The 21,930-nt window shown below is 62.7% G+C and carries 21 protein-coding genes; 8 read left to right on the plus strand and 13 right to left on the minus strand.

Annotated elements, in window-relative coordinates; genetic code table 11:
• Positions 1–18: 18 nt before the first annotated feature.
• The 8 genes from LDO54_RS19300 to LDO54_RS19335 form a co-directional block, all read right to left on the minus strand.
• Positions 19–183, minus strand: coding sequence for a hypothetical protein (locus tag LDO54_RS19300; RefSeq protein WP_224012282.1), 165 nt, complete (start codon positions 181–183; stop codon positions 19–21).
• A gap of 161 nt (positions 184–344) precedes the next feature.
• The gene (locus LDO54_RS19305; protein ID WP_224012283.1) at positions 345–587 is read right to left on the minus strand and encodes a hypothetical protein; all 243 of its coding nucleotides are present in this window, start codon (positions 585–587) and stop codon (positions 345–347) included.
• 206 nt (positions 588–793) lie between these two features.
• Positions 794–1,225, minus strand: a complete 432-nt coding sequence (locus tag LDO54_RS19310) for an Hsp20/alpha crystallin family protein (RefSeq protein ID WP_224012284.1) — start codon at positions 1,223–1,225, stop codon at positions 794–796.
• A gap of 167 nt (positions 1,226–1,392) precedes the next feature.
• Complete coding sequence (locus LDO54_RS19315) at positions 1,393–3,285, minus strand: PHA/PHB synthase family protein (RefSeq protein ID WP_224012285.1); 1,893 nt, start codon at positions 3,283–3,285, stop codon at positions 1,393–1,395.
• Complete coding sequence (gene phbB / locus LDO54_RS19320) at positions 3,282–4,028, minus strand: acetoacetyl-CoA reductase (protein WP_224012286.1); 747 nt, start codon at positions 4,026–4,028, stop codon at positions 3,282–3,284. Before phbB ends, LDO54_RS19315 begins: the two co-directional genes overlap by 4 nt.
• The gene (locus tag LDO54_RS19325; protein ID WP_224012287.1) at positions 4,018–4,590 is read right to left on the minus strand and encodes a hypothetical protein; all 573 of its coding nucleotides are present in this window, start codon (positions 4,588–4,590) and stop codon (positions 4,018–4,020) included. The genes phbB and LDO54_RS19325 overlap by 11 nt, the downstream gene beginning before the upstream one ends.
• A gap of 360 nt (positions 4,591–4,950) precedes the next feature.
• Positions 4,951–5,418 carry a universal stress protein gene (locus LDO54_RS19330; RefSeq protein ID WP_224012288.1) on the minus strand — a complete coding sequence of 156 codons (468 nt, stop codon included), beginning with the start codon at positions 5,416–5,418 and terminating at the stop codon, positions 4,951–4,953.
• A gap of 149 nt (positions 5,419–5,567) precedes the next feature.
• Positions 5,568–6,554: a zinc-dependent alcohol dehydrogenase family protein gene (locus tag LDO54_RS19335; protein ID WP_224012289.1), complete on the minus strand. Its 987-nt coding sequence runs from the start codon at positions 6,552–6,554 to the stop codon at positions 5,568–5,570.
• Positions 6,555–7,034: 480 nt separating this feature from the next.
• On the opposite strand from LDO54_RS19335, the gene LDO54_RS19340 reads away from it, so the two are divergent.
• A complete protein-coding gene (locus LDO54_RS19340) occupies positions 7,035–9,470 on the plus strand; it encodes a phosphoketolase family protein (RefSeq protein ID WP_224012290.1) in 2,436 nt (811 codons plus the stop codon).
• Positions 9,471–9,515: 45 nt separating this feature from the next.
• Here LDO54_RS19340 and LDO54_RS19345 read toward each other — a convergent pair whose 3' ends face one another.
• The gene (locus LDO54_RS19345; protein WP_224012291.1) at positions 9,516–10,487 is read right to left on the minus strand and encodes an acetyltransferase; all 972 of its coding nucleotides are present in this window, start codon (positions 10,485–10,487) and stop codon (positions 9,516–9,518) included.
• Between the two features lie 277 nt (positions 10,488–10,764).
• On the opposite strand from LDO54_RS19345, the gene LDO54_RS19350 reads away from it, so the two are divergent.
• Positions 10,765–12,468, plus strand: coding sequence for an AAA family ATPase (locus LDO54_RS19350; RefSeq protein ID WP_224012292.1), 1,704 nt, complete (start codon positions 10,765–10,767; stop codon positions 12,466–12,468).
• Positions 12,469–12,502: 34 nt separating this feature from the next.
• Here the strand turns inward: LDO54_RS19350 and LDO54_RS19355 are convergent, their stop codons facing one another.
• Both LDO54_RS19355 and LDO54_RS19360 read right to left on the minus strand, forming a co-directional pair.
• On the minus strand, positions 12,503–12,898 hold the full coding sequence (locus tag LDO54_RS19355; RefSeq protein ID WP_224012293.1) for a transposase: 396 nt from the start codon (positions 12,896–12,898) through the stop codon (positions 12,503–12,505).
• 734 nt (positions 12,899–13,632) lie between these two features.
• Positions 13,633–13,953, minus strand: coding sequence for a helix-turn-helix domain-containing protein (locus tag LDO54_RS19360; RefSeq protein WP_224012294.1), 321 nt, complete (start codon positions 13,951–13,953; stop codon positions 13,633–13,635).
• 268 nt (positions 13,954–14,221) lie between these two features.
• Here LDO54_RS19360 and LDO54_RS19365 point away from each other — a divergent pair, with 268 nt between their 5' ends.
• The 5 genes from LDO54_RS19365 to LDO54_RS19385 all read left to right on the plus strand — a co-directional run bounded on the left by LDO54_RS19365 (position 14,222) and on the right by LDO54_RS19385 (position 16,870).
• Positions 14,222–14,851 (plus strand): hypothetical protein, encoded by a 630-nt coding sequence (locus LDO54_RS19365; RefSeq protein ID WP_224012295.1) that lies wholly within the window; start codon positions 14,222–14,224, stop codon positions 14,849–14,851.
• Positions 14,848–15,189, plus strand: a complete 342-nt coding sequence (locus tag LDO54_RS19370) for a hypothetical protein (RefSeq protein WP_224012296.1) — start codon at positions 14,848–14,850, stop codon at positions 15,187–15,189. Before LDO54_RS19365 ends, LDO54_RS19370 begins: the two co-directional genes overlap by 4 nt.
• A 25-nt stretch (positions 15,190–15,214) precedes the next feature.
• Positions 15,215–16,171, plus strand: a complete 957-nt coding sequence (locus LDO54_RS19375; RefSeq protein ID WP_224012297.1) for an HAD domain-containing protein — start codon at positions 15,215–15,217, stop codon at positions 16,169–16,171.
• The gene (locus tag LDO54_RS19380) at positions 16,168–16,386 is read left to right on the plus strand and encodes a hypothetical protein (RefSeq protein ID WP_224012298.1); all 219 of its coding nucleotides are present in this window, start codon (positions 16,168–16,170) and stop codon (positions 16,384–16,386) included. The genes LDO54_RS19375 and LDO54_RS19380 overlap by 4 nt, the downstream gene beginning before the upstream one ends.
• A 175-nt stretch (positions 16,387–16,561) precedes the next feature.
• Complete coding sequence (locus tag LDO54_RS19385) at positions 16,562–16,870, plus strand: helix-turn-helix domain-containing protein (RefSeq protein WP_224012299.1); 309 nt, start codon at positions 16,562–16,564, stop codon at positions 16,868–16,870.
• 105 nt (positions 16,871–16,975) lie between these two features.
• Here the strand turns inward: LDO54_RS19385 and LDO54_RS19390 are convergent, their stop codons facing one another.
• Positions 16,976–17,713, minus strand: a complete 738-nt coding sequence (locus LDO54_RS19390; protein WP_224012300.1) for a caspase family protein — start codon at positions 17,711–17,713, stop codon at positions 16,976–16,978.
• 11 nt (positions 17,714–17,724) lie between these two features.
• Positions 17,725–18,573: a hypothetical protein gene (locus tag LDO54_RS19395; RefSeq protein WP_224012301.1), complete on the minus strand. Its 849-nt coding sequence runs from the start codon at positions 18,571–18,573 to the stop codon at positions 17,725–17,727.
• Positions 18,574–18,823: 250 nt separating this feature from the next.
• Here LDO54_RS19395 and LDO54_RS19400 point away from each other — a divergent pair, with 250 nt between their 5' ends.
• A complete protein-coding gene (locus tag LDO54_RS19400; protein WP_224012302.1) occupies positions 18,824–21,832 on the plus strand; it encodes a DEAD/DEAH box helicase in 3,009 nt (1,002 codons plus the stop codon).
• The last annotated feature ends 98 nt before the right edge of the window (positions 21,833–21,930 follow it).

Raw genomic sequence — 21,930 nt, forward strand, 5'->3', positions numbered from 1 at the left:
TGCTCGGTTGCGCCGGGCTTAGCGCGCGTCGTGGCAGACGCGAACCGGATGATGATGATGGTTCATCTCGGTGTGGCAGACCTGGTGATGATGCGGCGCGGCGACCGCGGCGATCGGCGCGGCCATGGCGGCGCACAGCATCAGGGCGGACAGACGGGCGAACGGCTTGGCGATGACTTTCATGGGTGTACTCTCGGTGGACGGCAGCCTGGACTGCAACAAAAGGCAGCACTCTATCTCAAAGCGCCTCACATTTCGTTACACGCTTGTAACGATCGTAGCGCCGGATAATCGCCTCTTGACAAAATCCGTGCTGCATCGATTCCGCCCACGCTGCGCGGATTTCACGCCGTGCCGCCCTCTTCGTTCCAGAGGTCATCGTGCCCAACATCGTGTCCATCGTGTGTCAGCCGCCGCAACAGCTCCTGACCTCGGCGCGTAAGACGCGGCGCGTAGCCGCGTTCGTCTTCGTCCATTTCGACGAGCTGGTAGCGCGCGAGCGCCAGAAAATCGGAATCGAGCGTCTGCAGCGGCGTATTCGCGTCGCGGATCAGCAGCAGCGCGGCCAGTTCGTGGTGACTGAGCATCGGATCTCTCCTGTCCAGAACTCACAGTGCTGACCAGCATAGCGGGCTAAACGTACAGTTTCGCTACAACCGTGTTTCGTCGCGTTACGGCATCGCGATCTTTGCGCCAGTAGTAAAAATGCGGCGCGCCGTCCGCAATAATCGCGAACGGCGCGCCGCATCGGCCATGCCCGTCGAGCGGGCCTTAATGCACCCTAAATGAACCTTTAATGGATCTCGAGACGCTTGCTCGCGGCCGCTGCCTTCTTCGGCAACACGAGCGTCAACACGCCGTCGTTGTAGTTCGCACTCGCCTGCGCCTCGTCGACGTCGGCGGCCAGCGTGAACGAGCGGCTCACGCTGCCCGTATAACGCTCGCGGCGTAGCACGCGCTCGCCTTCCTTCAATTCGGCGCCGCGCTCGACCCTGGCCGCGATCGAGACCAGATTGCCATCGATTTTCACGTCGATGTCCTGCTTGGCGACGCCGGGCATTTCCGCCTTGACCGTATAACCGGCATCGTTTTCCGTCACGTCGATGCGGATACTCGCCGCCTGCCCTTCGAGGCCGCCCGCGCTGCGCATCGGCCGGAACAACCCTTGAAACAGATCGGGTACACCGTCGAGCGTGAACGGATCGTGGCGAGAAATGGTGCTCATGACAGACTCCTGGAAAACTTCGAAAGAATGATGCGTTTGTCCGCGACTGCAAAGCGCGATGCTACGTGATGTTTCGTGATAGTTCACGCGCAACAATCCACCGGACTCCTTATCAATTCACGGAGATGACCAGGCTCAGCCTGATCTTTGACTCCCCGCGATCGCGCCTACCGCTCGAAGATATAGACGCCCGGCGCGTTTGCAAGACCCGCTTCAAGCTCACGCGCAAAAATTTTTTCGCTCGACTGCGCGTGCAGCCACTCAGCGAAGCGCGGCCACCACGAACCGTCGACGGGCGGCGTCTCGTCGAAGAAGGTTTGCGGCGTGCGCCACGGCGCGTCCGCGTCGCGAACCGCACAGCGATAGTGACGGCGCGGATGCCCCGGCTCCGACACGATGCCCGCGTTATGCCCGCCCGACGTCAGCAGAAACGTCACTGGGTTGCGCGTCGATTGCAGCAGCCGATACACCGACCGCCACGGCGATACGTGATCGCGCTCGGTGCCGACCATGAACATCGGCTGCGCGATATCGCCGAGCGAAACCGCGCGGCCATTCACCTCATAACGTCCTGCCGCGAGATCGTTGTGCAGATAGAGGCGTCGCAGATACTCGCTGTGCATGCGGTACGGCATGCGCGTGATATCGGCGTTCCAGGACATCAGATCGTTGGGTTTCGCGCGCTCGCCGAGCAAATAGTCGTTCACCGCGCGCGCCCAGACGAGATCGCGCATATTGAGCAACTGGAACGTCGCGGCCATCTGTTCGCCTTCGAGACAGCCTTGACGCGCCATCAGCGCATCGAGCGCCGCAAGCTCGCTCTCGCCGATAAAGAAACGCAGTTCGCCCGGCTCGCTGAAATCGGTTTGCGCGGCGAGCAGCGAGACCGAGCGCAACGCCTCGGCGCCGATCGGTGCGGCATCGTTGACAGTCTGCGGCGACGACGGTGACTGACGCGGCGACCCGAGCGCCGCCGCCGCGATCGCCAGCAGCGTGCCGCCGAGGCAATAGCCGACCGCGTGCACGGGCGCGTCGCCGCAACGCGCGCGGGCGGCTGCGAGCGCCTCGAACACGGCGCTCAGATAATCGTCGAGACGCCAGTCGCGTTCGGCCGGCGACGGGTTATGCCACGACAGCATGAACACCGTGAAGCCCTGATCGACGAGAAAACGCACCAGCGAATTGTGCGGCTGAAGATCGAGCACGTAATACTTCATGATCCACGACGGCACGACGAACACCGGTTCGCGCGCGACGCGCGGCGTGGTCGGCGCGTATTGCAGCAGCTCGCAGAGCGCATTGCGCCAGACGACCTTGCCGGGCGTCACCGCCACGTCCTTGCCCGGCTCGAACGCGAGCGGCTCGGGCGCGCCGCCCGCCGCGTGCCGGGCCTGCGCGGCGCAATCATCGAGCCAATGCTGATAGCCCGCGACGAAGTTCGCGCCGCCGCTGGCGCGCGCGGCGTCGAGCACCGTGGGATTGGTCGCGGCGAAATTGCTGGGCGACGCCGCGTCGAGCCAGAGCCGCGCCATGAAACGCACGAGATCGGCGCGATGGGGATCGACGCCCGCGTCGGCCTCGGTCGCCTCGCGCCACCACGACTGCGTGCGCCAATACGCGTCGCGCCAGGCGCTGTAGGGCCACGTGGACCACGCGGGCGCGGCGAAACGTTTGTCGGCGGGCGCATCTTGCGTCGATGAAACCGCGCCGGGCCACGCCGAACGCCACGCGCCCAGCGCGTCGGTCCATGCACGCGTGCCCAGCGCGAAACAGGTGGCGGGCGCGCTCGCGAGATGCGTGCTCCAGTCGAGCCACGCGAGCGATGCCGATACGGGCGACAGGCCGCCCGCCTGCAACGACAGCGCCGCGCGCACCGCCAGATCGAACGGACCAAACGTACCAAACGATCCAAACGGATCAACCCCACTGGACGACGAGCCACCCGAAGCCTTCGCCCGCGGCGCTCCCGCACCGGCCGTCTCGCGCCCGGCGGCCTCCTCGGCACCGCTGCGCGGCGGACGCGGCTGAGCGCCCGCGCTACGCGTTCTCGTCGGCTTCATTGCATGTGCATCCCGCCGTTGATGGCGATATCCGCGCCCGTGATGAACGCGGCGTCGTCGGAACAGAGGAACGCGACCAGCGCCGCGACTTCCTCGGGCCGCCCGAGCCGGCCGACCGGAATCTGCGGCAGGATGCGCGTCTTCATCACCTCTTCGGGCACGGCCTCGACCATATGCGTGGCGAGATAGCCCGGCGATATCGTGTTCACCGTCACGCCCTTCTTCGCCACTTCGAGCGCGAGCGACTTCGTGAAGCCGTGCAGGCCCGCCTTCGCCGCCGCGTAATTGGTCTGCCCGAACGCGCCGCGCGATCCGTTCACCGAACCCACATTGACGATGCGCCCGAAGCCGCGTTCGAGCATGCCCGGCAGATAAGGTTTGGTGACGTTGAAGAGTGCGTCGAGATCGGTGCGCAGCACGCAGTCCCAGTCGGCCTTGGTCATCTTCACGAAGGTGCGGTCGCAGGTGATGCCCGCGTTGTTCACGAGCACGTCGATGCGGCCCAGATCCGCGAGCACGCGCTCCGCCGTGCGCGCGCAGTCGTCGTGATCGGCGACGTCCATCGCATAGTGTTCGAAGACGCGGCCCGCCGCGCGCTCGGCGTCGAGCCAGGCGGCCACGTGGTCGTTGCCTTTCGAGCACGTCACGGCAACCTTGAAACCCGCTTCGGCAAGGCGGCGGCTGATCGCCGCGCCGAGTCCGCCCATGCCGCCGGTGACGAAAGCAATGCGCTCATCGGCCATGCTGACCTCCGCCCGCGCTCGATTCGTGCTTTTTCGACGCGCGCGCGCCGCCGCCCGACGCGGCGCTGGCGGCATCCGGCGCACCCGCCGCGGCCGCCATCGTGTTCGCGACGCTCGCCGCCTGCGCCGCCGCGCCGCTCATCGCGCGCTCGAACGCCGCCATCCACTCGCGCATCGGCAGGGCCGCGCCGTTCTTCGGCGCCGCCGTGCCGCGCTGCAACACGTCGAGCGAATTCTGCCAATGCTGTGCCATGTCGCGCGCGACGTCGCTCCACGCGCCCGCGCCCTGCATCGACGCCGTCACGCCCTCCTGCCAGAGCGCCGCACTCGCGCTCAGATAGTCGCGCCAGACCGTTTGCGACGCCGCCGAAAAATCGTTCCAGTCCTGCGCGCCGTGCAGCGATTCGAGCGTGCCTTCGAGCGCATGGCGATCGCGTTCGAGGCGGCGCTGCCACAGCTTGAGCATCTGCTCGCGCCATTGCTGTTGCTGCACGAGCCAGCTCAGCGCGGCAGACGCGCTGGCGCGGCACGCATCGAACGATGGATGGGAAGCTTGGGTCATGATCGAGTTCCTCACGAGAGTGCGGGACCCGGCTGGGCGCCGGGCAGCATGACGACGCCGCCACGCGTTGCGCTGCACAAGCGCGGGCGGCAAGCGCGATCCCGCCACGCCGTGGCGCGCGCTGCCGCCTGATGCAACGCAACATGCGATACCACGCGGCCCGATCGTTCGGACTACGGCCTATCGCAACGTCAACGGGATCGAACCCACATCATAGGCACGAAGCCGCATGCCCGCGCGCCCAAAGACGCCGCAACGCCTGATTGAAGTCATATTTCGGGATACCCCCTACATCAAAACGCATGACCAGGCATGCGCTGGCTTCGTTTTTGCGACGGATCGACGCGCGGGCCGCCACGCTCACGCCGAGACCGGCGGCGGCTCGTCATGGCGTACGAGCATCACCGGACGGTCCGCCATACGCAGAAAACTCTCCGCCACGCTGCCGAGCAACAAACGCTTCACGCCCGACAATCCGCGCGTACCCATGACGACGAGATCGGCTTCCTCCTCCGCCGCGATGCGGTAAATCACGGCGGCGATCTCCTCGCCGTTCGAATCGGCGGCGCGCGTGGTGCCGCTCACGCCGGCGTCGGCGAGCGCGGTTTTCGCTTCGTCGAGCGCCGCGGTCGCGACGTCGGCTTCGGCGGAGTGACGCGTCTGTTCTTCCGCGAAACCCGTGCTGATATCGACGAGACGCGCCGGATGCTGCACGACGTACAGCGCGATGACCGCGCTGCCCGTCGCCTTCGCGACCTTGATCGCCTCGTCCAGCGCACGTCGGCCGTGACGGCTGCCGTCGACCGCTACCAGAATCTGCTTGTACATCGTGACCTCCCGGGCTTCGCCCATGATGCGCGGCGAACGGCGCGTCGCCGCTCGCGCTATCGAAAATCGGTTCGCTGTGTTCGTGCTGTGTTCGTTATCGTTCCTTGCCGCTCCCTCTTTCTAGATAGATAAGGACGATCGCGCGCCGCTCAACGCATCGTCAGCACGGCCGCGCCCGTCAGCCGCCCCTCGCGCAGGTCGGCAAGCGCCTCGTTCGCGCGCGCGAGCGGATACGGCGTGGTCTCGATATCGAGCGTGTGACGCGCGGCGATCGCCATGAACGCCGCGCCGTCGTCGCGCGTGAGATTCGCGACCGAGACGATGCGCCGCTCTTCCCAGAGCCACGCGTAGGGAAACGACGGAATGTCGCTCATGTGGATGCCGCCGCAGACCACCGCGCCGCCCTTCGTCACCGCGCGCAATGCGGCGGGCACGAGCGCGCCGACGGGCGCGAACAGCAAGGCGGCGTCGAGCGGCTCGGGCGGCAATTCGTCGCTGCCGCCGGCCCACGCTGCGCCGAGCCGCCGCGCGAAGTCCTGCGCGGCCGTATCGCCGGGACGCGTGAAGGCATAAACGGTGCGCCCCTGATGCCGCGCAAGCTGAGCGACGATATGTGCCGCCGCGCCGAATCCGTAAATGCCGATGCAGTCGGCCTCGCCCGCGAGCGTCAGCGTGCGATAGCCGATGAGTCCCGCGCACAGCAGCGGCGCGGCCGCGACGCTGCTGTACTGGCGCGGCAGATGAAAGCAGTAATGGGCGTCGGCGACGGTGCGTTCGGCGTAGCCGCCGTCGATCGTGTAGCCGGTGAAACCGGGCGCGTCGCAGAGATTTTCGCGGCCACGCAGACAGAAGCGGCAGTGGCCGCAGGTATGGCCGAGCCACGGCACGCCCACGCGGTCGCCGGGTGCGAAACCCGTGACGCCTTCGCCGAGCGCCGCCACGGTGCCGACGATTTCGTGGCCCGGAATCACGGGCCGCTTCGGTTGCGTGAGGTCGCCGTCGACCACGTGAAGGTCGGTGCGGCACACGCCGCAGGCTTCCACGTCGATCAGCAATTCCCCCGCGCGCGGCACCGGATCGGGAAGCTCCACGTCGCGCAGTCGCGGACTCGTGCCGTCGAACAGCATCGCTCGCATCGTCGTCCTCCTGGCGTGGCGCCGTGCTTGCCATGCGGTCGTGCCGCGTGGCGGTTGCGCGTCCGGCAGGCCGTGTGCGGCGCAGCGCGCACGGGGACGCATCGTCATTCATGTTACGCGGTCGGCACGCGCGCCGCGATGAGGGCGTCCGCTGCGACAGGCGCGCGCAGGGGACGATATCGGCATCTATCCGCGCGCATCCATGCATATTCGTGCCTATCGGCGTAGACGAAACCCCTTCGCACACTCAGCGAAAGCGCTTCCATCGAACGTGGCAACATAGCGCGAGCCCTGACGCCATGTCGGCGCCCCGCGTTCCCGTGGCTTACGCCGCGCATCGCCTCCTCGAACGCATCGCGGCGCTCACGTGCCCGTCCTCTCGCGCGCGAACGCCTTCGCGCGCCGATCCGTCCGTCTTATGCCGCGCCGCCGCGCGCGACAGGAGCCACCCAGGCCCACCCAGGCCAAACAGGAGCCCGCATGAGCCCCCTCACCGCTTCCGCCCGCCCGCCGCTTTCCGACGAACAATTGCAGCGCATGGACGCCTGGTGGCGCGCCGCGAACTATCTCTCGGTCGGCCAGATTTATCTGCTCGCCAATCCGCTGCTGCGCGAGCCGCTGCAACTCACGCACGTGAAGCCGCGCCTGCTCGGCCACTGGGGCACCACGCCCGGTCTCAATTTTCTCTACACGCACCTGAACCGCGTCATCAACGAGCGCGATCTCGATCTGCTGTTTCTCGCGGGGCCGGGACACGGCGGACCGGCCGTGGTCGCCAACACCTGGCTCGAAGGCACCTACAGCGAGACCTGGCCGAACGTGCCTCAGGACGAGGAAGGCATGGCCGTGCTGTTCAAGCAGTTCAGCTTTCCGGGCGGCATTCCGAGCCACGTCGCGCCGCAGACGCCCGGTTCGATCCACGAAGGCGGCGAACTCGGTTATGCGCTGTCGCACGCGTATGGCGCGGTGTTCGACAGTCCCGATCTGATCGTCGCCTGCGTGATCGGCGACGGCGAAGCCGAAACCGGGCCGCTCGCCACCGCCTGGCATTCGAACAAGTTTCTCAATCCGGTGACGGACGGCGCGGTGCTGCCCATCCTGCATCTGAACGGCTTCAAGATCGCGGGGCCGACCGTGCTCGCGCGCATCGGCGACGACGAACTCGCTTCGCTGATGCGCGGTTACGGTTACGAGCCCGTGTTCGTCGAAACCGACGATCCCGTCAACGGTCACCGTCTGATGGCCGCCGCGTTCGACACCGTGTTCGACGAGATCGCGCGCATCCAGCAGTCGGCGCGCGCGCAGGCCGAAGCCGATCCCAAGGCGCAGATCGAACGGCCGCGCTGGCCGATGATCGTGTTACGGACGCCTAAGGGATGGACCGGCCCGAAGTCCGTCGACGGACTCAAGACCGAAGGCTCGTGGCGCGCGCATCAGGTTCCGCTCGCGAACATCGGCAAGCCCGGCCATCTCGCGCTGCTCGAAAGCTGGATGCGCGGTTATCGGCCCGAAGAACTGTTCGACGAACACGGCCGGCTCGCGCCCGAAATCGCCGCGCTCGCGCCGCGCGGCGAACGGCGCATGAGCGCGAATCCGCGTTCGAATGGCGGCGGACGCGTGCGCGAACTGCGCGTGCCCGCGTTCGAGCGCCACGCGGTGGAGGTGCCCTCGCCCGGCCAGGTCGACGCCGAAGCCACGCGCGTGATGGGCGCGTTCCTGCGCGAAGTCATGCGCGTGAACTTGCCGACGCGCAACTTCCGCATCTTCGGCCCCGACGAAACCGCCTCGAACCGCTGGTCAGACGTCTTCGACGTGACCTCGCGCACGTGGCTCGCCGAAACCACGCCCGACGACATCCAGCTCGCGCAGGACGGCCGTGTGATGGAAATCCTCTCCGAGCACACCTGCCAGGGCTGGCTCGAAGGCTATCTGCTGACGGGGCGGCACGGCTTCATGTCGTGCTACGAGGCATTCATCCACATCATCGATTCGATGTTCAACCAGCATGCGAAGTGGCTGAAGGTCATCCGCGAGATTCCGTGGCGGCGGCCGCTGCCCTCGCTCAATTACCTGCTCACGTCGCACGTGTGGCGCCAGGACCATAACGGCTTCAGCCATCAGGACCCCGGCTTTATCGACTATGCGGTGAACAAGAAGGCCGACACGGTGCGCGTCTATCTGCCGCCCGACGCCAACACGCTGCTCGCCGTGACCGATCACGTGCTGCGCACCTGGAACCGCATCAATATCGTCGTGGCGGGCAAGCAGCCGCAGCCGCAATGGCTCGATATGGACGCGGCGATCCGCCACTGCGCGGACGGCATCGGCATCTGGCAATGGGCGAGCAACGACGAAGGCGGCGAGCCCGACGTGGTGATGGCCTGCGCGGGCGACGTGCCGACGCTGGAGACGCTCGCGGCCGTCGATCTGCTGCGCGGCTGGCTGCCCGATCTCAAGATCCGCGTGGTGAACGTGGTGGATTTGATGACGCTCGAACCCGCCGACCGTCATCCGCATGGTCTGTCAGACGCCGATTTCAACGCGCTGTTCACCGTAAGCCGGCCGGTGATCTTCGCGCATCACAGCTATCCGTCGCTGATCCACCGGCTCACGTACCGGCGCATGAATCACGCGAATATTCACGTGCACGGCTTTATCGAGGAAGGCACGACGACCACGCCGTTCGACATGACGGTGGTGAACCGGCTCGACCGCTTCCACCTGTGCGAAGCCGTGATCGACCGCGTGGAAGGCCTCGCGCAGCGCGCCGCGCACCTGCGGCAGACGCTGCACGACAAGCTGGCGGAGCATCGCCGTTACGTCGATGAATACGGCGACGATATGCCCGAGATCAAGAACTGGCGCTGGTCGCAGTCGCGCACCGCGCGCACGCCGCAAGCGGGCGGCGCGGCGTGAGGTTCACTGCGGCTCACTGCGGCTCACTGAGGACGCGCAGAACGCTCAGCGCGTCTTGACGCCGCCGAACACGCGCGCGAACGCGGTGCAGAACTGGTCGAGCTTGTCCGATTCGAGGCAGTCGATGCCCGCCGCGCCGACCCGGCCGTTGCCGCCGGGGAACGCGCGGCACAGTTCGTCGGCGCCGCGCGGACGTTCGAGCGGCGCGCGCACGCTCGCGGCATAGTTGCCGTCCGCGTTCAGGGTCAGCACCGCGTGCGCGCACGACGGCTCCTCGAGCGCGAGCACGTTCGCGAACACGCCGCGCACGCGCCGCGCCCACGGTTCGTCGGGCAGCACGCAAACGCTGCCGTACTGGAACGCGACCAGCGGCGTGATTTCCTGGGCCAGTTCGAGATCGTCGCGGCGGCAGGCCGACAGACGCTGCATCAGCGGCGCCGAAGCGATGAACTCGAACGGATCGGCGTAAGGCTTGATCGCTTCGTAGAGCGCGGCGGGCGCGATAAAGAGGTCTTCGACGCAGTCGCCGTAAGCGTTGTAGTTGAGCGACTCGCCCAGCTCGCAAAGCTGCTCCGTCTGCGTGTCAGAGAGACCGGCCTCGCGCGCGAGCGCCTGGGCGGTGGCGGGCAGGTTGTCGCCGAACGCCGCCGCGATCGCCCACGGACGATGGCGGCCGCCCAGATGACGATCGACCAGCACGCTCGTGCAGACCTGCGCGGTGGTGTCGATATGGGCGATGAGATTGACGTTGACCGGCAGGTCGCCGGCGTGATGGTGGTCGAAGTACTCGACGTGCACGCCCTTGCGTAGCAAGGCGTTGACCGCTTCGCGGTTGGTGTCGAACGAGATGTCGAGCACGGTGAGCGAGTCGCCCTCGTGCGCGTCCACGCGTTTGACGAGCGCGATGTCGCGCTTCACGCCGGTGACCAGCGTGGCCTCGCGCGGCCGGGCGAGGCGAAGCTGATGCAGCGCGCAGATGCCGTCCGCGTCGCCGTTGAATACGTCGAAATGCGCCATGTGCCGAAGATTCCGTTGCGTTGAGCCTCACAGTATCGCGCACAGGCGGCCAATCCCGCAAAGGTCGCCCGAGACTGACGCCCGCGCAGGATGATTCGCTCAATCGCGCGGATGCCGGTCCCGTGCGGTCGTCGGAAGGCGGCATGGGCGCGCACGGGGGGCACAGCCGCGTCGGCGGCGAACGGCACGCGGTATGCTCGGAAGCTCGACGCTGCGGTTCGTCCTCGCGCCTCCTCCCTCCTCCTCTACACCACCGATCTGACGCCTCCAGCCGCCGATGCCCGACACCGACACCAAGCCGCCCGCCGCGCTCCACGTCCAGAACCGCCTGCGCGCCGCGCGCCGCCACGGCCGCGCGCTCGACAAGGCGCTGCGCCGCACGCGCACCTATGCGCACCCGGGGGGCCACATCGTGCGGATCGAAACGCATATTTCCGTGGTGTATCTGGCCGGGCGCTACGCATACAAGATCATGAAGCCGGTCAATTTCGGTTTCGTCGATTTCACGACGCTCGACGCGCGGCGGCGCTGCTGCGAGGCCGAAATCCGGCTCAACCGTCCTTTCGCGGGGGCGATTTATCGTGATGTCCAGGCGATCGTGCGGCGTGCACGCGGTGTCGTGCTGAAGCGTGCGGCGCGTGGCGTCGGCGACGCGTTCAGCGTTGCGGGCGTGTTCGATTACGCCGTGCGTATGCGGCGCTTCGATCAGCGCGAACTGTTTTCCCGGCGGCTCGCGGCGGGTGTCCTCGCGCCCGCCGATATCGACGCCGCCGCCGCCAAACTCGCCGCCTGTCATCGCGAGGCGCCGCGTGTCGGCGGCGTGCGGGGCGCGCCAGGTTGCGCCACGCCTTATGGATCGGCGTCGCTGCTGGGCCGACAGATATTCGATGCGCTCGTGCCGCTCGAACGCGACGCGCGCAGCGCCGGATTCGTGCGCGACGCCGCCTTGCGCGCGTGGTGCGAAGCCGCGCTGGCGCGACTCGCCCCACGGCTCGACGCGCGCCGCATCGGCGGCTTCGTGCGCGCCTGCCACGGCGATCTGCATCTCGACAACATCGTTCGGTGCGGACGGCACGCGCTGCTGTTCGACTGCATCGAGTTCAGCGAGGCGCTGCGCTGGATCGACATCGCCAGCGATCTGGCCTTTCTCGTGATGGACCTGCGCGCGCATGGCCGCGACGATCTCGCCAATCGCCTGCTCGCGCGCTATCTCGACGCGACCGGCGACTTCGGCGGGCTGGCCGCGCTGCGCCTTTATGTCGTTTATCGCGCGCTGGTGCGGGCGCTCGTCGCGCAACTGAAGACGCCGCTCGCCACCGCCGACGACGCCGCCCAAACCCCGACGCCAGGCCAGCGCTACCTCGACCTCGCAGCGCGCGAGGTCCGCGAAGCCAACAGCACGCTCTCGCCGAGGCTGCTGCTTTGCCATGGCTTTTCGGGTTCGGGGAAGTCGGTCGCGAGCCGCGCGTTCGCGGCCTTGAGCGGCGCAATCCGCATTTCAAGCGATATCGAGCGCAAACGCGCCAACGTGCTCGACGCGCCCGCGCTGGGCGCGCTGCCGCCGCAGGCTTACACGCGCGAGGCGATCGACGCGCATTACACGCGGCTCGTCGCGCTGGCGTCCGAGGTGCTGGACGCGGGCTATACGGTGCTGATCGACGCGACCTTCCTGCAGCGGGCGAACCGCCAACGCTTCGCGGAACTCGCGCAGCGCTCAGGCGTGCCGATGCTGATACTCGACTTTCACGCCGACACGGCGCGGCTCGTGGAACGCGTGAACGCGCGCGCCGCCGGGCCGCGCGATCCTTCGGATGCGGGCGAAGCGGTGCTCGCCACGCAACTCGCGAACGCCGAGGCGCTCGACGACGAGGAAAGACGCATGACCGTACAACTGAACACCGACGTGCCCATCGCAACGTTCAGCGACAAGGCGTGGTGGGAGCCGGTCTGGACGCGCATGGACGCGGCGGAGGACTCGTGATCCGCTTGCCGCGCGCAAGGAAACCGCTTCGCCTTCAGGTGCGCGCGAGCGGCCAGCGCAGCGAGAGCGCTACCGGAAATCGAGGCGCCTTGCGACCGGCTGGTGCGCGCCACGGCTGCATGCGCGCGCTCATGGCCGCGCACAGCGCGAGCCCTTCTTCGCCGTAGAGACGCGACATGGCTTGCTGCACGAGCCCCGCGTCGAACCACAGCTTGAAGCGGCGATGGCAGGTGCGGAAGTCGGGGTAGCGCTCGGGCAGCTTCGCCCAGACGGAACCGGTGGTGAGCACCCAGACGATGCCTTCGAAAACGGCACGCGGGCTATGCGCGGGACGGCCGCGACGCGGACCGCTGGAGCGGATTTCATGAAAGAGCGGTTCGACGCTGCGCCATTGCGCATCGGTCAGCTCTGGAGTAGGACGAGACTGCATCTGATATTCCAAGTGAGGTTTGTCTGACACACACCGACTAAATTAGCCTCACTCCATCTCGAAGCACTCACAAGTAGACTAAAAACGAACAGTCAAAACCACCTTAAATTCAATGGGTTAGTTATTTCGCGGCTGTCCATCGATTTCATCGGGAAATGGACGATGAATTCGACGCGCACGCGAAGGTCCGTCGACAGCCACCGAACGTTGGGGGGGGACGTAGATTATTCTGCTCCGCGGTTGGGTCGCCCCGATGGGACGTGAGCGAGGTGCGGTGGAGCCTGTTTTCTGCTTCACATGACGCGCCGGTATATCAGTGACCTCGGCGTCCAACATAGGCCCGCAGTCCTCGACCGGACTGTCAATCTTCTGCACTCTGCCCTGCTTTAACGCAGGCTGCGTAAGTTCGTCTCGCTCCACGAGCGAGTCAAACCCATCAGCACAAAGCGGCCGCCGACACCACACGCGTCTTCATCCGCGCACAGATGAGCGACGGCATCTCGACGCCACACTTGTGCCTCATGACTTGTTTTGTGCGCGTAGTGGGTGGTGTAGCAAGTAAGCGGTCAATGCCTGGTCGCTTGGAGGGCAGACAGCCCTTCAGCCGTCACACATTCGTGTGGCGCCAGTGCACAACCGATGGTCTGAGGACATGTATAGCTGCGTGAAGGCCGGAATGAAAACTGGCGCACAATCAGGAGCATTGTCAAACTGCACACAGCAGTGCTGACAGGTCAGCCTTCCTCACCTGCGGGCTTCGTTTTTCTTTTGCGGCCCATCTTCACAGGAACGGCTACGACATCGTCTCGCTCTGTCAGGAGTTCGAACTCATCCACCCCCAAGGCTTTCGCCAACGACACAAGAGTGTCAAGCGTGACACTGCGTCGACCAAGCTCGAGTTGGCCGATATGCGTGCGATGGACGCCTGCGCGGTCCGCAAGTATCTCTTGGGACAGCCCTCGTTCGCCGCGGAAAAATTTCAGATTTGCCGCAAGCCGTTCGCGAAATGAGATTTGGCGGGGGGTGAGGTTCTCGACCATATGGGGCAGGAGCATTACCTATCGCCGCCCCGAAATCTACAGTGTATAAAGTGGCACTTTATAAAGTTGCACTCTTTACAGTTCACATTTCCACATCTACACTTCCGAACCACTGCAGATTGCCCTTGAATTAGCTGCAATCAACGGCTGCTGACGCAACCAATCCGTATGGTTCGCAAGCATCAAATGTCAACCATGTGAGTCGGCGCCAGCCTTCACTTTCACTATCGCCCACTGCGAGGGACGCGCACGTCCTGAAGCAGCCATAGACGGAGAACTCTTCGTGACTGCTCCTCGAGCGCAGCGTCGACCGAAAACCATCGAAAACTCGCCAGCCGTGCGCCAGATGGTTAAGTTGGTCGAGCCGGTCGACACTGAACTTCACCCGCAACCGCGCGTGTGGACACTGACGTACCGTCAAAATGAAGTGTTGGCCAAGTACCCGCTCTTCTTTCGCTCCGTGCACTACCCCTGGACGTATTCAACCAACATTTCTCACTTTGGAATTCTGTGCGGAGGTGGCTGGTATCCAATCATCGAGGCACTGGCGCGAAAAGTCGAGTCAGAACTGCGTGACCTGTGGCGCGAACAGATTCAGTTTCCTGAGCGACTTGCCGTGCTCGAAACTGCCAGGGCGCGTGGCACCTCTACGTTCCCTGTCCTTCCAATCTGCACGGACATCACGCAGGTCGATGGCGAACTCAAAATCGAGATTCTGTATGGCTCGATTTGCCCCGAAGATGTCGCGAAGCGTATTGGCGATTTCGTTGAGGTAGCCCAGGTCAGTTCACGCTACGTTTGCGAGAGTTGCGGTAGACGTGGGCAGTATCGCGAATCTCACTGGCGGCGCGTGTACTGTGACGACTGCATTGCGCCTGAAGAACCAATCGCTCCTTTGGCTACACCGGCATGAGCGCTTCCGACGACGCATCGGATGTGCCGCTCGATTTCCCGCGGCGGACGACCCATGGCGTAGTAGCAGGCATCCAACCGAAGGTGTGCGCTGTATTGTCTAAGGGCAGATATGTTGCCGAGCAAACGGACCGCGAACGCGAAGAGCGTTGGGAGATATGCGAAGACCTCGCGCACCAGCTTGTACCGAAGGCGCAGGAAGACGCAGCGGCTCACCCTAATCACGACGCGAACACGACCCTCGTGCGTGTTCGCGATGCCGTCGCTCGCAAGAGCTGGGTCTCATCCGACGAACTGAACTGGCTCATGGCTCGACTGCGCGCCCTGCTGGAATGGTAGCCGCGAATGGGATGTGTGCACCTTTATGAACACCCAGACCTTTACGATGGCTTCCTCACCGTCCGTACCTGAATCGTCATTGAGCCCGCTAGCCGCTGACCTTCGCACCCTGGGGGGCATCATCCGCGAGCGCCGACGCGAATGCGGACTTGACCTGCTCGACGCGGCCGACTATAGCGACGTTGACGTAGCACAGCTGAGCCTCATTGAAGACGGAAAGGCCGCGAGCACCCAGTCGCTATTCCAAGTGCTACGCGGATTCGGCCTTGAGATGCTCATCCTGGGATGCGATGACGCCAGTGACGCGCTCGCGGCCGCGGGACACCCTGTCAATTGGCTCGCAGTGACGGAGCAGCGGTCGCCCTCGCGAGAGCTTCGCAAGCGACAGGCACCGCCACAACTGGTCCTGGATAACGCGACGCCCACACTGTTTGTCGATTTCGACGCGACACTCCACATCGGCAACGCCTATATCGACGACAAGGAAGAGATATCGCTCGACACTGGCCGCCCTCTGCTTGAATTTGCGCCGCTGCTCGTCGAACTGCTCGCACCCTACCCCGATGTCAAAATCGTGCTAACAACGTCATGGGCGCGCCGACTGTCAAAGGAGCGCGTCGTCGCCTTCCTGCCGCCAGAACTCCGACCACGCGTCGTCGGGACGACCAGTCACATCAAGCCACAACGCAGCTACGTCCTAGACGGCACCGAGCGTACTCACGTCATACTCGGTTACGCCTACGGAAAGCGCCTCAAGCACTGGCTCGCAATCGACGACGCAGTGTTCGGTGCCGAGCGGTTCGGGTATAAGCCTGGCGAGCTAGCACATCACTTTCTGTTGCTCGACCCCGCGCGCGGAATCAGTGACCAGGATGCACTAGCGCGCATCACACGATGGCTGTCCGCGGTTCACTCAGAGATAGCTCTTGAACACGACAGCGAACAAACCACTGCCGTGGAAAGCAAACGGGCGAAGCCATGACGCTCGCCGATGTCGCCGAATTTCTATTCGTCAGCCAGGCCCATGTGAAGAAGCTACTGACGTCTGGAGCTATAGTCGAAGTCCTCCCGAACAACCCAAGCGGCGCGCCCAATATCGACGTGGCCTCCGTGGAGAAGTACAAAGCAGAGATAGACGCCGCAAGACGCGCCTACCTCGACTCCCAGACCGAGGACGACGCCCCACAGAATCAGTGATAGCAAACCCGAAGATGGCGGCTGCCCAGCCACGTCGTAGCCGTTTGGAACGACCATCAACAAGCGGCAACAATCTTCCCCATATCTGCATTTTCGCCGCCAACAGGCAAAATCTTGCCGGTTGCTGCAGATGGTCCGCGAAGTCGAATAATCAAGCTGCTATAGGCGTACACCGATGCGAATACGAACACCCGACGAGATAGCAGCGGATATTGGCCAGAAAGTGAAGACGCTCAGGGTCCACAAAAACCTTGACCAAGCTACGGTGGCGGCGCGCGCCGGCATCAGCGTGCGCTCAGTCCGCAATCTCGAAAACGGCGATGGCTCGTCACTGCACACGCTCATTCTGGTACTTCGTGTTCTCGGCCGGGAGACGTGGTTCGACACCATTGCTCCGGTGCCGACCATCAATCCAATAATGATGACCCGCAAGGCTGCGCCTAGACAGCGGGCGAGTAAGCCGAAGAGCCAAGATTTCGACTAGCCTCTCGCGCCGCTTTTTCTCTTAGAATTCAGCTGTCAATCATGGACAGCGGACGCTCAGCTTTCCCGTGGCTGTATCTCCACGCCCGCTGCCGACGTGCGGCTATCATCTCGCGCGCACAGCGAACGGAAATCGAGGCAAATTACGAGGGAAGGCACCATGCGGATTCTGCTCAGACCCCGTGTTTCTCTTAACCCACGCCTCGGCAGCATCATGCGCGTCGCTGACTGTGAGCACGCCACCGGGGGTGGTCAGCGACGATTCTCCCCACCGCCTTCCCTCGTTTATCAGCGCGGCTGAGTAATACCCCCCTTTCCCTCGTTCTTCCTGAGCGCCTTCACCGATAGCGCATCCATACATCATCGCGATGCCACCGGAACACCTGCTTAAGTGTTCATCGAATAGTCGCCGACTCGCTTGTATGTCTCCAACTTGAGCGTACTTTTCCAACGACGCACGTACGCTATCCAAGAGGATGTTGGTCGGCAGGACGCGGCAAGCGTCAATAATTACGGTTCTCCGAGACGCTCCGAACTTAAGCTCATTTTCGTCTATCTCAACTCCGGGTGACAGCAGAAGCATTCCGCAACCGTCCGCCGGCGAATAGCGCCCGTGTCCTGCGAAAACAACAACAGAATAGTCAGCCGTCGTCTGCAGCGCCTGAATTTCGCTTTTTACTCTTGCAACCGTCGGTGATTCGAGAACCGTAATTTCACTGGAGAACCATCCGCCGCCCGCAGCACTCTTGAAAAACGTCGGATAGTTTTCCATGTCATCTCGAACTCCGGGAATCTGGGCGTCCGGACATCCAATAATCAATGCTCTACGTCGCAAACCATTCACGTCTACCTCCTTTAAGAACCTTCACTTTTATCGTCATGCGGTTTTTCGTCGAATCGGGAAATAATTGACTTCGCAAGTCGCTCCCCGGTGCCCCCAGCAACCGCTGCGAGCATCGAGACAATGGACATATGCTCGCCACGTGCAAACGCACCAAAAATCAAATCAGAGCGTACGGCCATTGCGACGAGTAGTCCTGAGATTGCACCGGCGATGATTCGAGAAACGCCTTCGAGATAATGGAGGTCCTTGCTAGCCCCAAGTTCAAAGTGCATGTCTCCGCTCCGCGCGATGACCGAGAAAAGCGCACCGAGCGCTCCGCCGCACGCAGCGAGCAGAAGCCAATACGCCGTTGGCCCGACGGCTTTCAAGCAATAGTCCCGATTGAGCCAAAAAACAGCAAAAAAAAGAACGAAGGGAAAGGTTGCGGTAGCGCTGGCCCGCAAATACCACTGACGCGACATCTCGTCGCTCCGCGCCTGAAGCACTGTCCGAGCCGATTCGATAGTTTTCTGAGCACCGTCGAAATCCGCCTCAAGGCACAAAACAGTTGCCTCTCCGAGTAGAGTACGTTGACGGATAAGGACTGAGTCGCTGAAACCGTCCGCCGCCTTCAGCTCCTCAACTGTGATTTCCGCTAACAGTGCCGAACGCTTCCTCTTGACCTCTGGGTCACCAGCGTTCTCCGCCTTGTCGAATTCGACACTCGTCTGCCAATCAATTCGAAGGTCCTTTTTCAAGCAGACACAGTATTCGTCCGTCCGGCGAATGATGATGTGTTGGTCCAAGTCTTTCCACTTGCCCAAGTAACCGCCATCATCCTCGCACTGAACTTTCTCAGTTTGATGAACATCTTCAGCCATATTTTTGAACCGTCCCCGGGTTTGCCTAGATATAAAAGTTGTTTCTAACGCAAACACTTTCGAACGTTCCAACCGGACGTTGACGTCTGATGCTTACGCCTTCACGGTATTTTTCCCATCGCCGAATTCGGCGGGAATCAGGCTATTATTCTGATGCGCGACAGCTTGTCCCGTCGCCGCAAAATATTACCTTATTTCGTCAATATACGTTGAAAATCCAATCCGCATAATTTGTTGCTTCGGAGCCTGTATGGCCATCAAAGCTGTATTCGTGGGGATTAACAAACAGTCCGACCCGTCAATCGACGAATTGCCTGGAACTCATTGTGACGCAGTCGCGTTGTGGTCGCTCTTTACCGACACCCTACCCGACATCAGCTCCAGGCTCCTCATCGGCTCCGATGCTACCAAGGAAAACGTTTCCAAAGCTGTGCTTCATGCGCTAGGCAGTGCAAGAGCAGAAGATGTCGTCATCATAAGCTTCGCCGGCCATGGAACTCCCGACGGCAGCCTCGTTTTTTACGATACCCAACGGACGGATGTAACTGGCACCACGCTTCCTATGGCGACTTTCGCCGACGCCTTCCAAACTTCGAAGGCGCGCGTCGTCCTGTTTATCCTCGACGCCTGCTTTGCCGGCCACGCGCCAGCTCGCGTCCTCGAAGTTGAAGGACGCCCACGCAATGCGTTCACGTTTGAGCAAGTCGCGGGCGACGGCCGTATCCTTCTCGCGGCGTGCACGTCGACTCAATCTGCGTGGGAGCAACCCGGCACTGGTCACGGACTACTAACGGCGGCACTGATTCAAGCCATGACGGACGAGATGGTTGAGACGGTGAGCTTTCCTGCAGTCGCAGACGAGATTATCCAGGCCACTCGCGTGGCGGCCCTTGCCATTGGTGTCACTCAGACACCTGCATTTCTCGGTCACGTCGAAGGTGGCCTTGTTTTCCCACGATTGCGGCGTGGCGAGAACTTCCAGGCGAACTTTCCCTCGATGGACATTGTTGGGATGACTGGTGCGTTCTCTGACCTAATTCCTCACGGCTTCCCTCAGAATGTTGTGGACCAATGGTCAACACGTTTCCCGGACGGCTTGAACACTCTCCAGCTGAAAGCCGTGAATGAGTACGGTGTCCTTGCAGGCAAGTCACTCATGGTGGTCGCACCGACCAGCTCCGGAAAGACGTTGATTGGCGAACTCGCGGGCATTCAAGCGGTACTCGGAGGAAAAAAGGCAATTTTCCTGCTCCCGTATAAGGCGCTCGTGAACGAGAAATGTGAAGAATTCTCATCGAGATATGGCGAGGTTGGGTTGCGAGTAGTTCGCTGCACCGGAGACGCCAATGACACTGTGGGCGACATCCTCTCAAGTCGCTACGACATCGCCTTTTTCACGTATGAGATGTTTTTGAACATTTCACTCACGTCGCCCCATGTTCTGAATCGGCTTGGTGTTGTCGTGCTGGATGAAGGGCAATTCATTACGGACTCGCGTCGAGGCATTACCGTCGAACTGCTGCTAGCAATGCTGGTTCGCGCAAGGGCGCGCGGAGTTGCCCCTCAACTACTAGTTCTTTCGGCGGTTCTCGGGCAACTGAACGGATTCAATCATTGGCTTAGCATTGGAGTCTTGCAATCGAACGTTCGTCCGGTTCCATTAGTGGAAGGCGTTCTCGACCGCACTGGCACATTTCAATTCGTTGATGTCGACGGCACAATTAAGACTGAAAGTCTGCTTCCCAGAGTTGAAATCGTCCAGCGTACTAAGTCGCCGTCTTCTCAGGATGTCATTGTTCCTTTGGCGAGGCGACTGGTCGCGAACGGAGAAAAGCTGATTGTATTCAGGCACGCCCGAGGGAAAGCTCAAGGTTGCGCGCGCTACCTAGCGCGTGAACTCGGACTTCCTCCCGCCGCGGTGCTCGCGAGCTTGCCGCGATACGGCCTAACGTCGGCGTCGAACGACCTTCGCATCTGCCTAGAGGGTGGTACTGCATTTCACAACGCGAACTTGCAGCGTGAAGAACGCGAAGTGGTTGAACGCGGATTTCGCAGTGACGTCGGAGGCATACATGTGCTCGCATCTACAACAACCCTTGCGGCGGGCGTCAATACGCCAGCGTCGACGGTAGTCCTCGCAGAAAAAAAGTTTGTGGGTGAGGATGGTCGTCCGTTCACAGTTGCGGAATACAAAAACATGGCCGGGCGAGCCGGCCGACTTGGATTCAACGAGATTGGGAAGTCAATCATCCTCGCTGACACACCGTTCGAACGTGCGGAACTGTTCCGGCGGTACGTGCAGGGTTCCCCCGAAGACGTGAAGTCGTCCTTTAGCGAAGGTGACCTGCCCACATGGGTGTTACGTCTACTGAGCCAAGTGCAGGGGGTCACGGCAACTGAGATACCAGCACTGCTGGTGAGCACCTTCGCAGGTTATGCGGCGTCCCGTGCCAATCCTGCTTGGGACGCTCAGGTTGCAGCTCGTGTCAACCAACTCGTCGCGAGGACGCTTCAGCATAACCTTGCCGAACTCGAGAGTGACGTAATTCACCTGACGCTTCTTGGCCGCGCAGTGGGAAGCTCCAGCCTGACTTTCGAGTCAGGGTTACGTCTCGTAGAACTTGTCAAGGAAGTCGATTGGACGAATGTGCACGCGTCTTACATCATCTGCCTCCTACAAGTCTTGCAGGAGATGGATAGCGTGTACACGCCGCTCATGACAAAGGGAGCGTCTGAATCGGCTCGCGTCGCGGACGCTTCGCAACGCTACGGTCACGCCGCCATTAGATTACTTAGCCGGTTTGGGGCAGACGAGGCGTGCTTTCGCCGACGCTGCAAGCGCGCAGCAATCATGCATGACTGGTTGTCGGGTGTACCCGCCGATGTGATTGAGCAACGATACTCACCTAATCCTTATCAGGGTGCCATTAGTTACGGTGACATCATTGCCATCGCCGATTCCACGCGATTTCACGTTCGGTCTGCACAGCGTATTCTTGCCGCACTTTTTCCAGAGCAAGCGGATATGGCCGACGCCGTCGACAAGCTGCTAATAGGCCTAGAATTTGGCTTGCCAGAAGAAGGACTTGGACTGGTTCAAGTTCCAATTCCGTTGAATCGCGGGCAGCGCCTCGCGTTGCTAGCGCACGGTGCGCGCGATTCCGCTCAAATCATGCAAATGTCCGATGCAGACCTCATAGCTTGCATCGGCAGTGAGAGTGCGTCACAAGTTGCGACCAAGCGTCAAGCCGCCGCGTGAGCAATCTGCCGAACGGGAACAAGCAGACGCGGCTGAACGCCCGGTTACGTGCGGCCTGGAGGCATCTCCCCCTTACGTCGTCGCGCCTCATCAAAAAT

Origin of the sequence: Paraburkholderia tropica, assembly GCF_914484835.1 — a bacterium.
Classification (GTDB): Bacteria; Pseudomonadota; Gammaproteobacteria; order Burkholderiales; family Burkholderiaceae; genus Paraburkholderia; species Paraburkholderia tropica_A.

Coding starts and splice junctions, on each gene's coding strand:
- LDO54_RS19325 (WP_224012287.1), bottom strand. CDS start 4,590: ATGACCCAAGCTTCCCATCCATCGTTCGATGCGTGCCGCGCCAGCGCG.
- LDO54_RS19345 (WP_224012291.1), bottom strand. CDS start 10,487: ATGGCGCATTTCGACGTATTCAACGGCGACGCGGACGGCATCTGCGCG.
- LDO54_RS19395 (WP_224012301.1), bottom strand. CDS start 18,573: ATGGCTGAAGATGTTCATCAAACTGAGAAAGTTCAGTGCGAGGATGAT.
- LDO54_RS19315 (WP_224012285.1), bottom strand. CDS start 3,285: ATGAAGCCGACGAGAACGCGTAGCGCGGGCGCTCAGCCGCGTCCGCCG.
- LDO54_RS19400 (WP_224012302.1), top strand. CDS start 18,824: ATGGCCATCAAAGCTGTATTCGTGGGGATTAACAAACAGTCCGACCCG.
- LDO54_RS19355 (WP_224012293.1), bottom strand. CDS start 12,898: ATGCAGTCTCGTCCTACTCCAGAGCTGACCGATGCGCAATGGCGCAGC.
- LDO54_RS19340 (WP_224012290.1), top strand. CDS start 7,035: ATGAGCCCCCTCACCGCTTCCGCCCGCCCGCCGCTTTCCGACGAACAA.
- LDO54_RS19360 (WP_224012294.1), bottom strand. CDS start 13,953: ATGCTCCTGCCCCATATGGTCGAGAACCTCACCCCCCGCCAAATCTCA.
- phbB (WP_224012286.1), bottom strand. CDS start 4,028: ATGGCCGATGAGCGCATTGCTTTCGTCACCGGCGGCATGGGCGGACTC.
- LDO54_RS19310 (WP_224012284.1), bottom strand. CDS start 1,225: ATGAGCACCATTTCTCGCCACGATCCGTTCACGCTCGACGGTGTACCC.
- LDO54_RS19300 (WP_224012282.1), bottom strand. CDS start 183: ATGAAAGTCATCGCCAAGCCGTTCGCCCGTCTGTCCGCCCTGATGCTG.
- LDO54_RS19385 (WP_224012299.1), top strand. CDS start 16,562: ATGCGAATACGAACACCCGACGAGATAGCAGCGGATATTGGCCAGAAA.
- LDO54_RS19330 (WP_224012288.1), bottom strand. CDS start 5,418: ATGTACAAGCAGATTCTGGTAGCGGTCGACGGCAGCCGTCACGGCCGA.
- LDO54_RS19380 (WP_224012298.1), top strand. CDS start 16,168: ATGACGCTCGCCGATGTCGCCGAATTTCTATTCGTCAGCCAGGCCCAT.
- LDO54_RS19350 (WP_224012292.1), top strand. CDS start 10,765: ATGCCCGACACCGACACCAAGCCGCCCGCCGCGCTCCACGTCCAGAAC.
- LDO54_RS19335 (WP_224012289.1), bottom strand. CDS start 6,554: ATGCGAGCGATGCTGTTCGACGGCACGAGTCCGCGACTGCGCGACGTG.
- LDO54_RS19370 (WP_224012296.1), top strand. CDS start 14,848: ATGAGCGCTTCCGACGACGCATCGGATGTGCCGCTCGATTTCCCGCGG.
- LDO54_RS19375 (WP_224012297.1), top strand. CDS start 15,215: ATGAACACCCAGACCTTTACGATGGCTTCCTCACCGTCCGTACCTGAA.
- LDO54_RS19305 (WP_224012283.1), bottom strand. CDS start 587: ATGCTCAGTCACCACGAACTGGCCGCGCTGCTGCTGATCCGCGACGCG.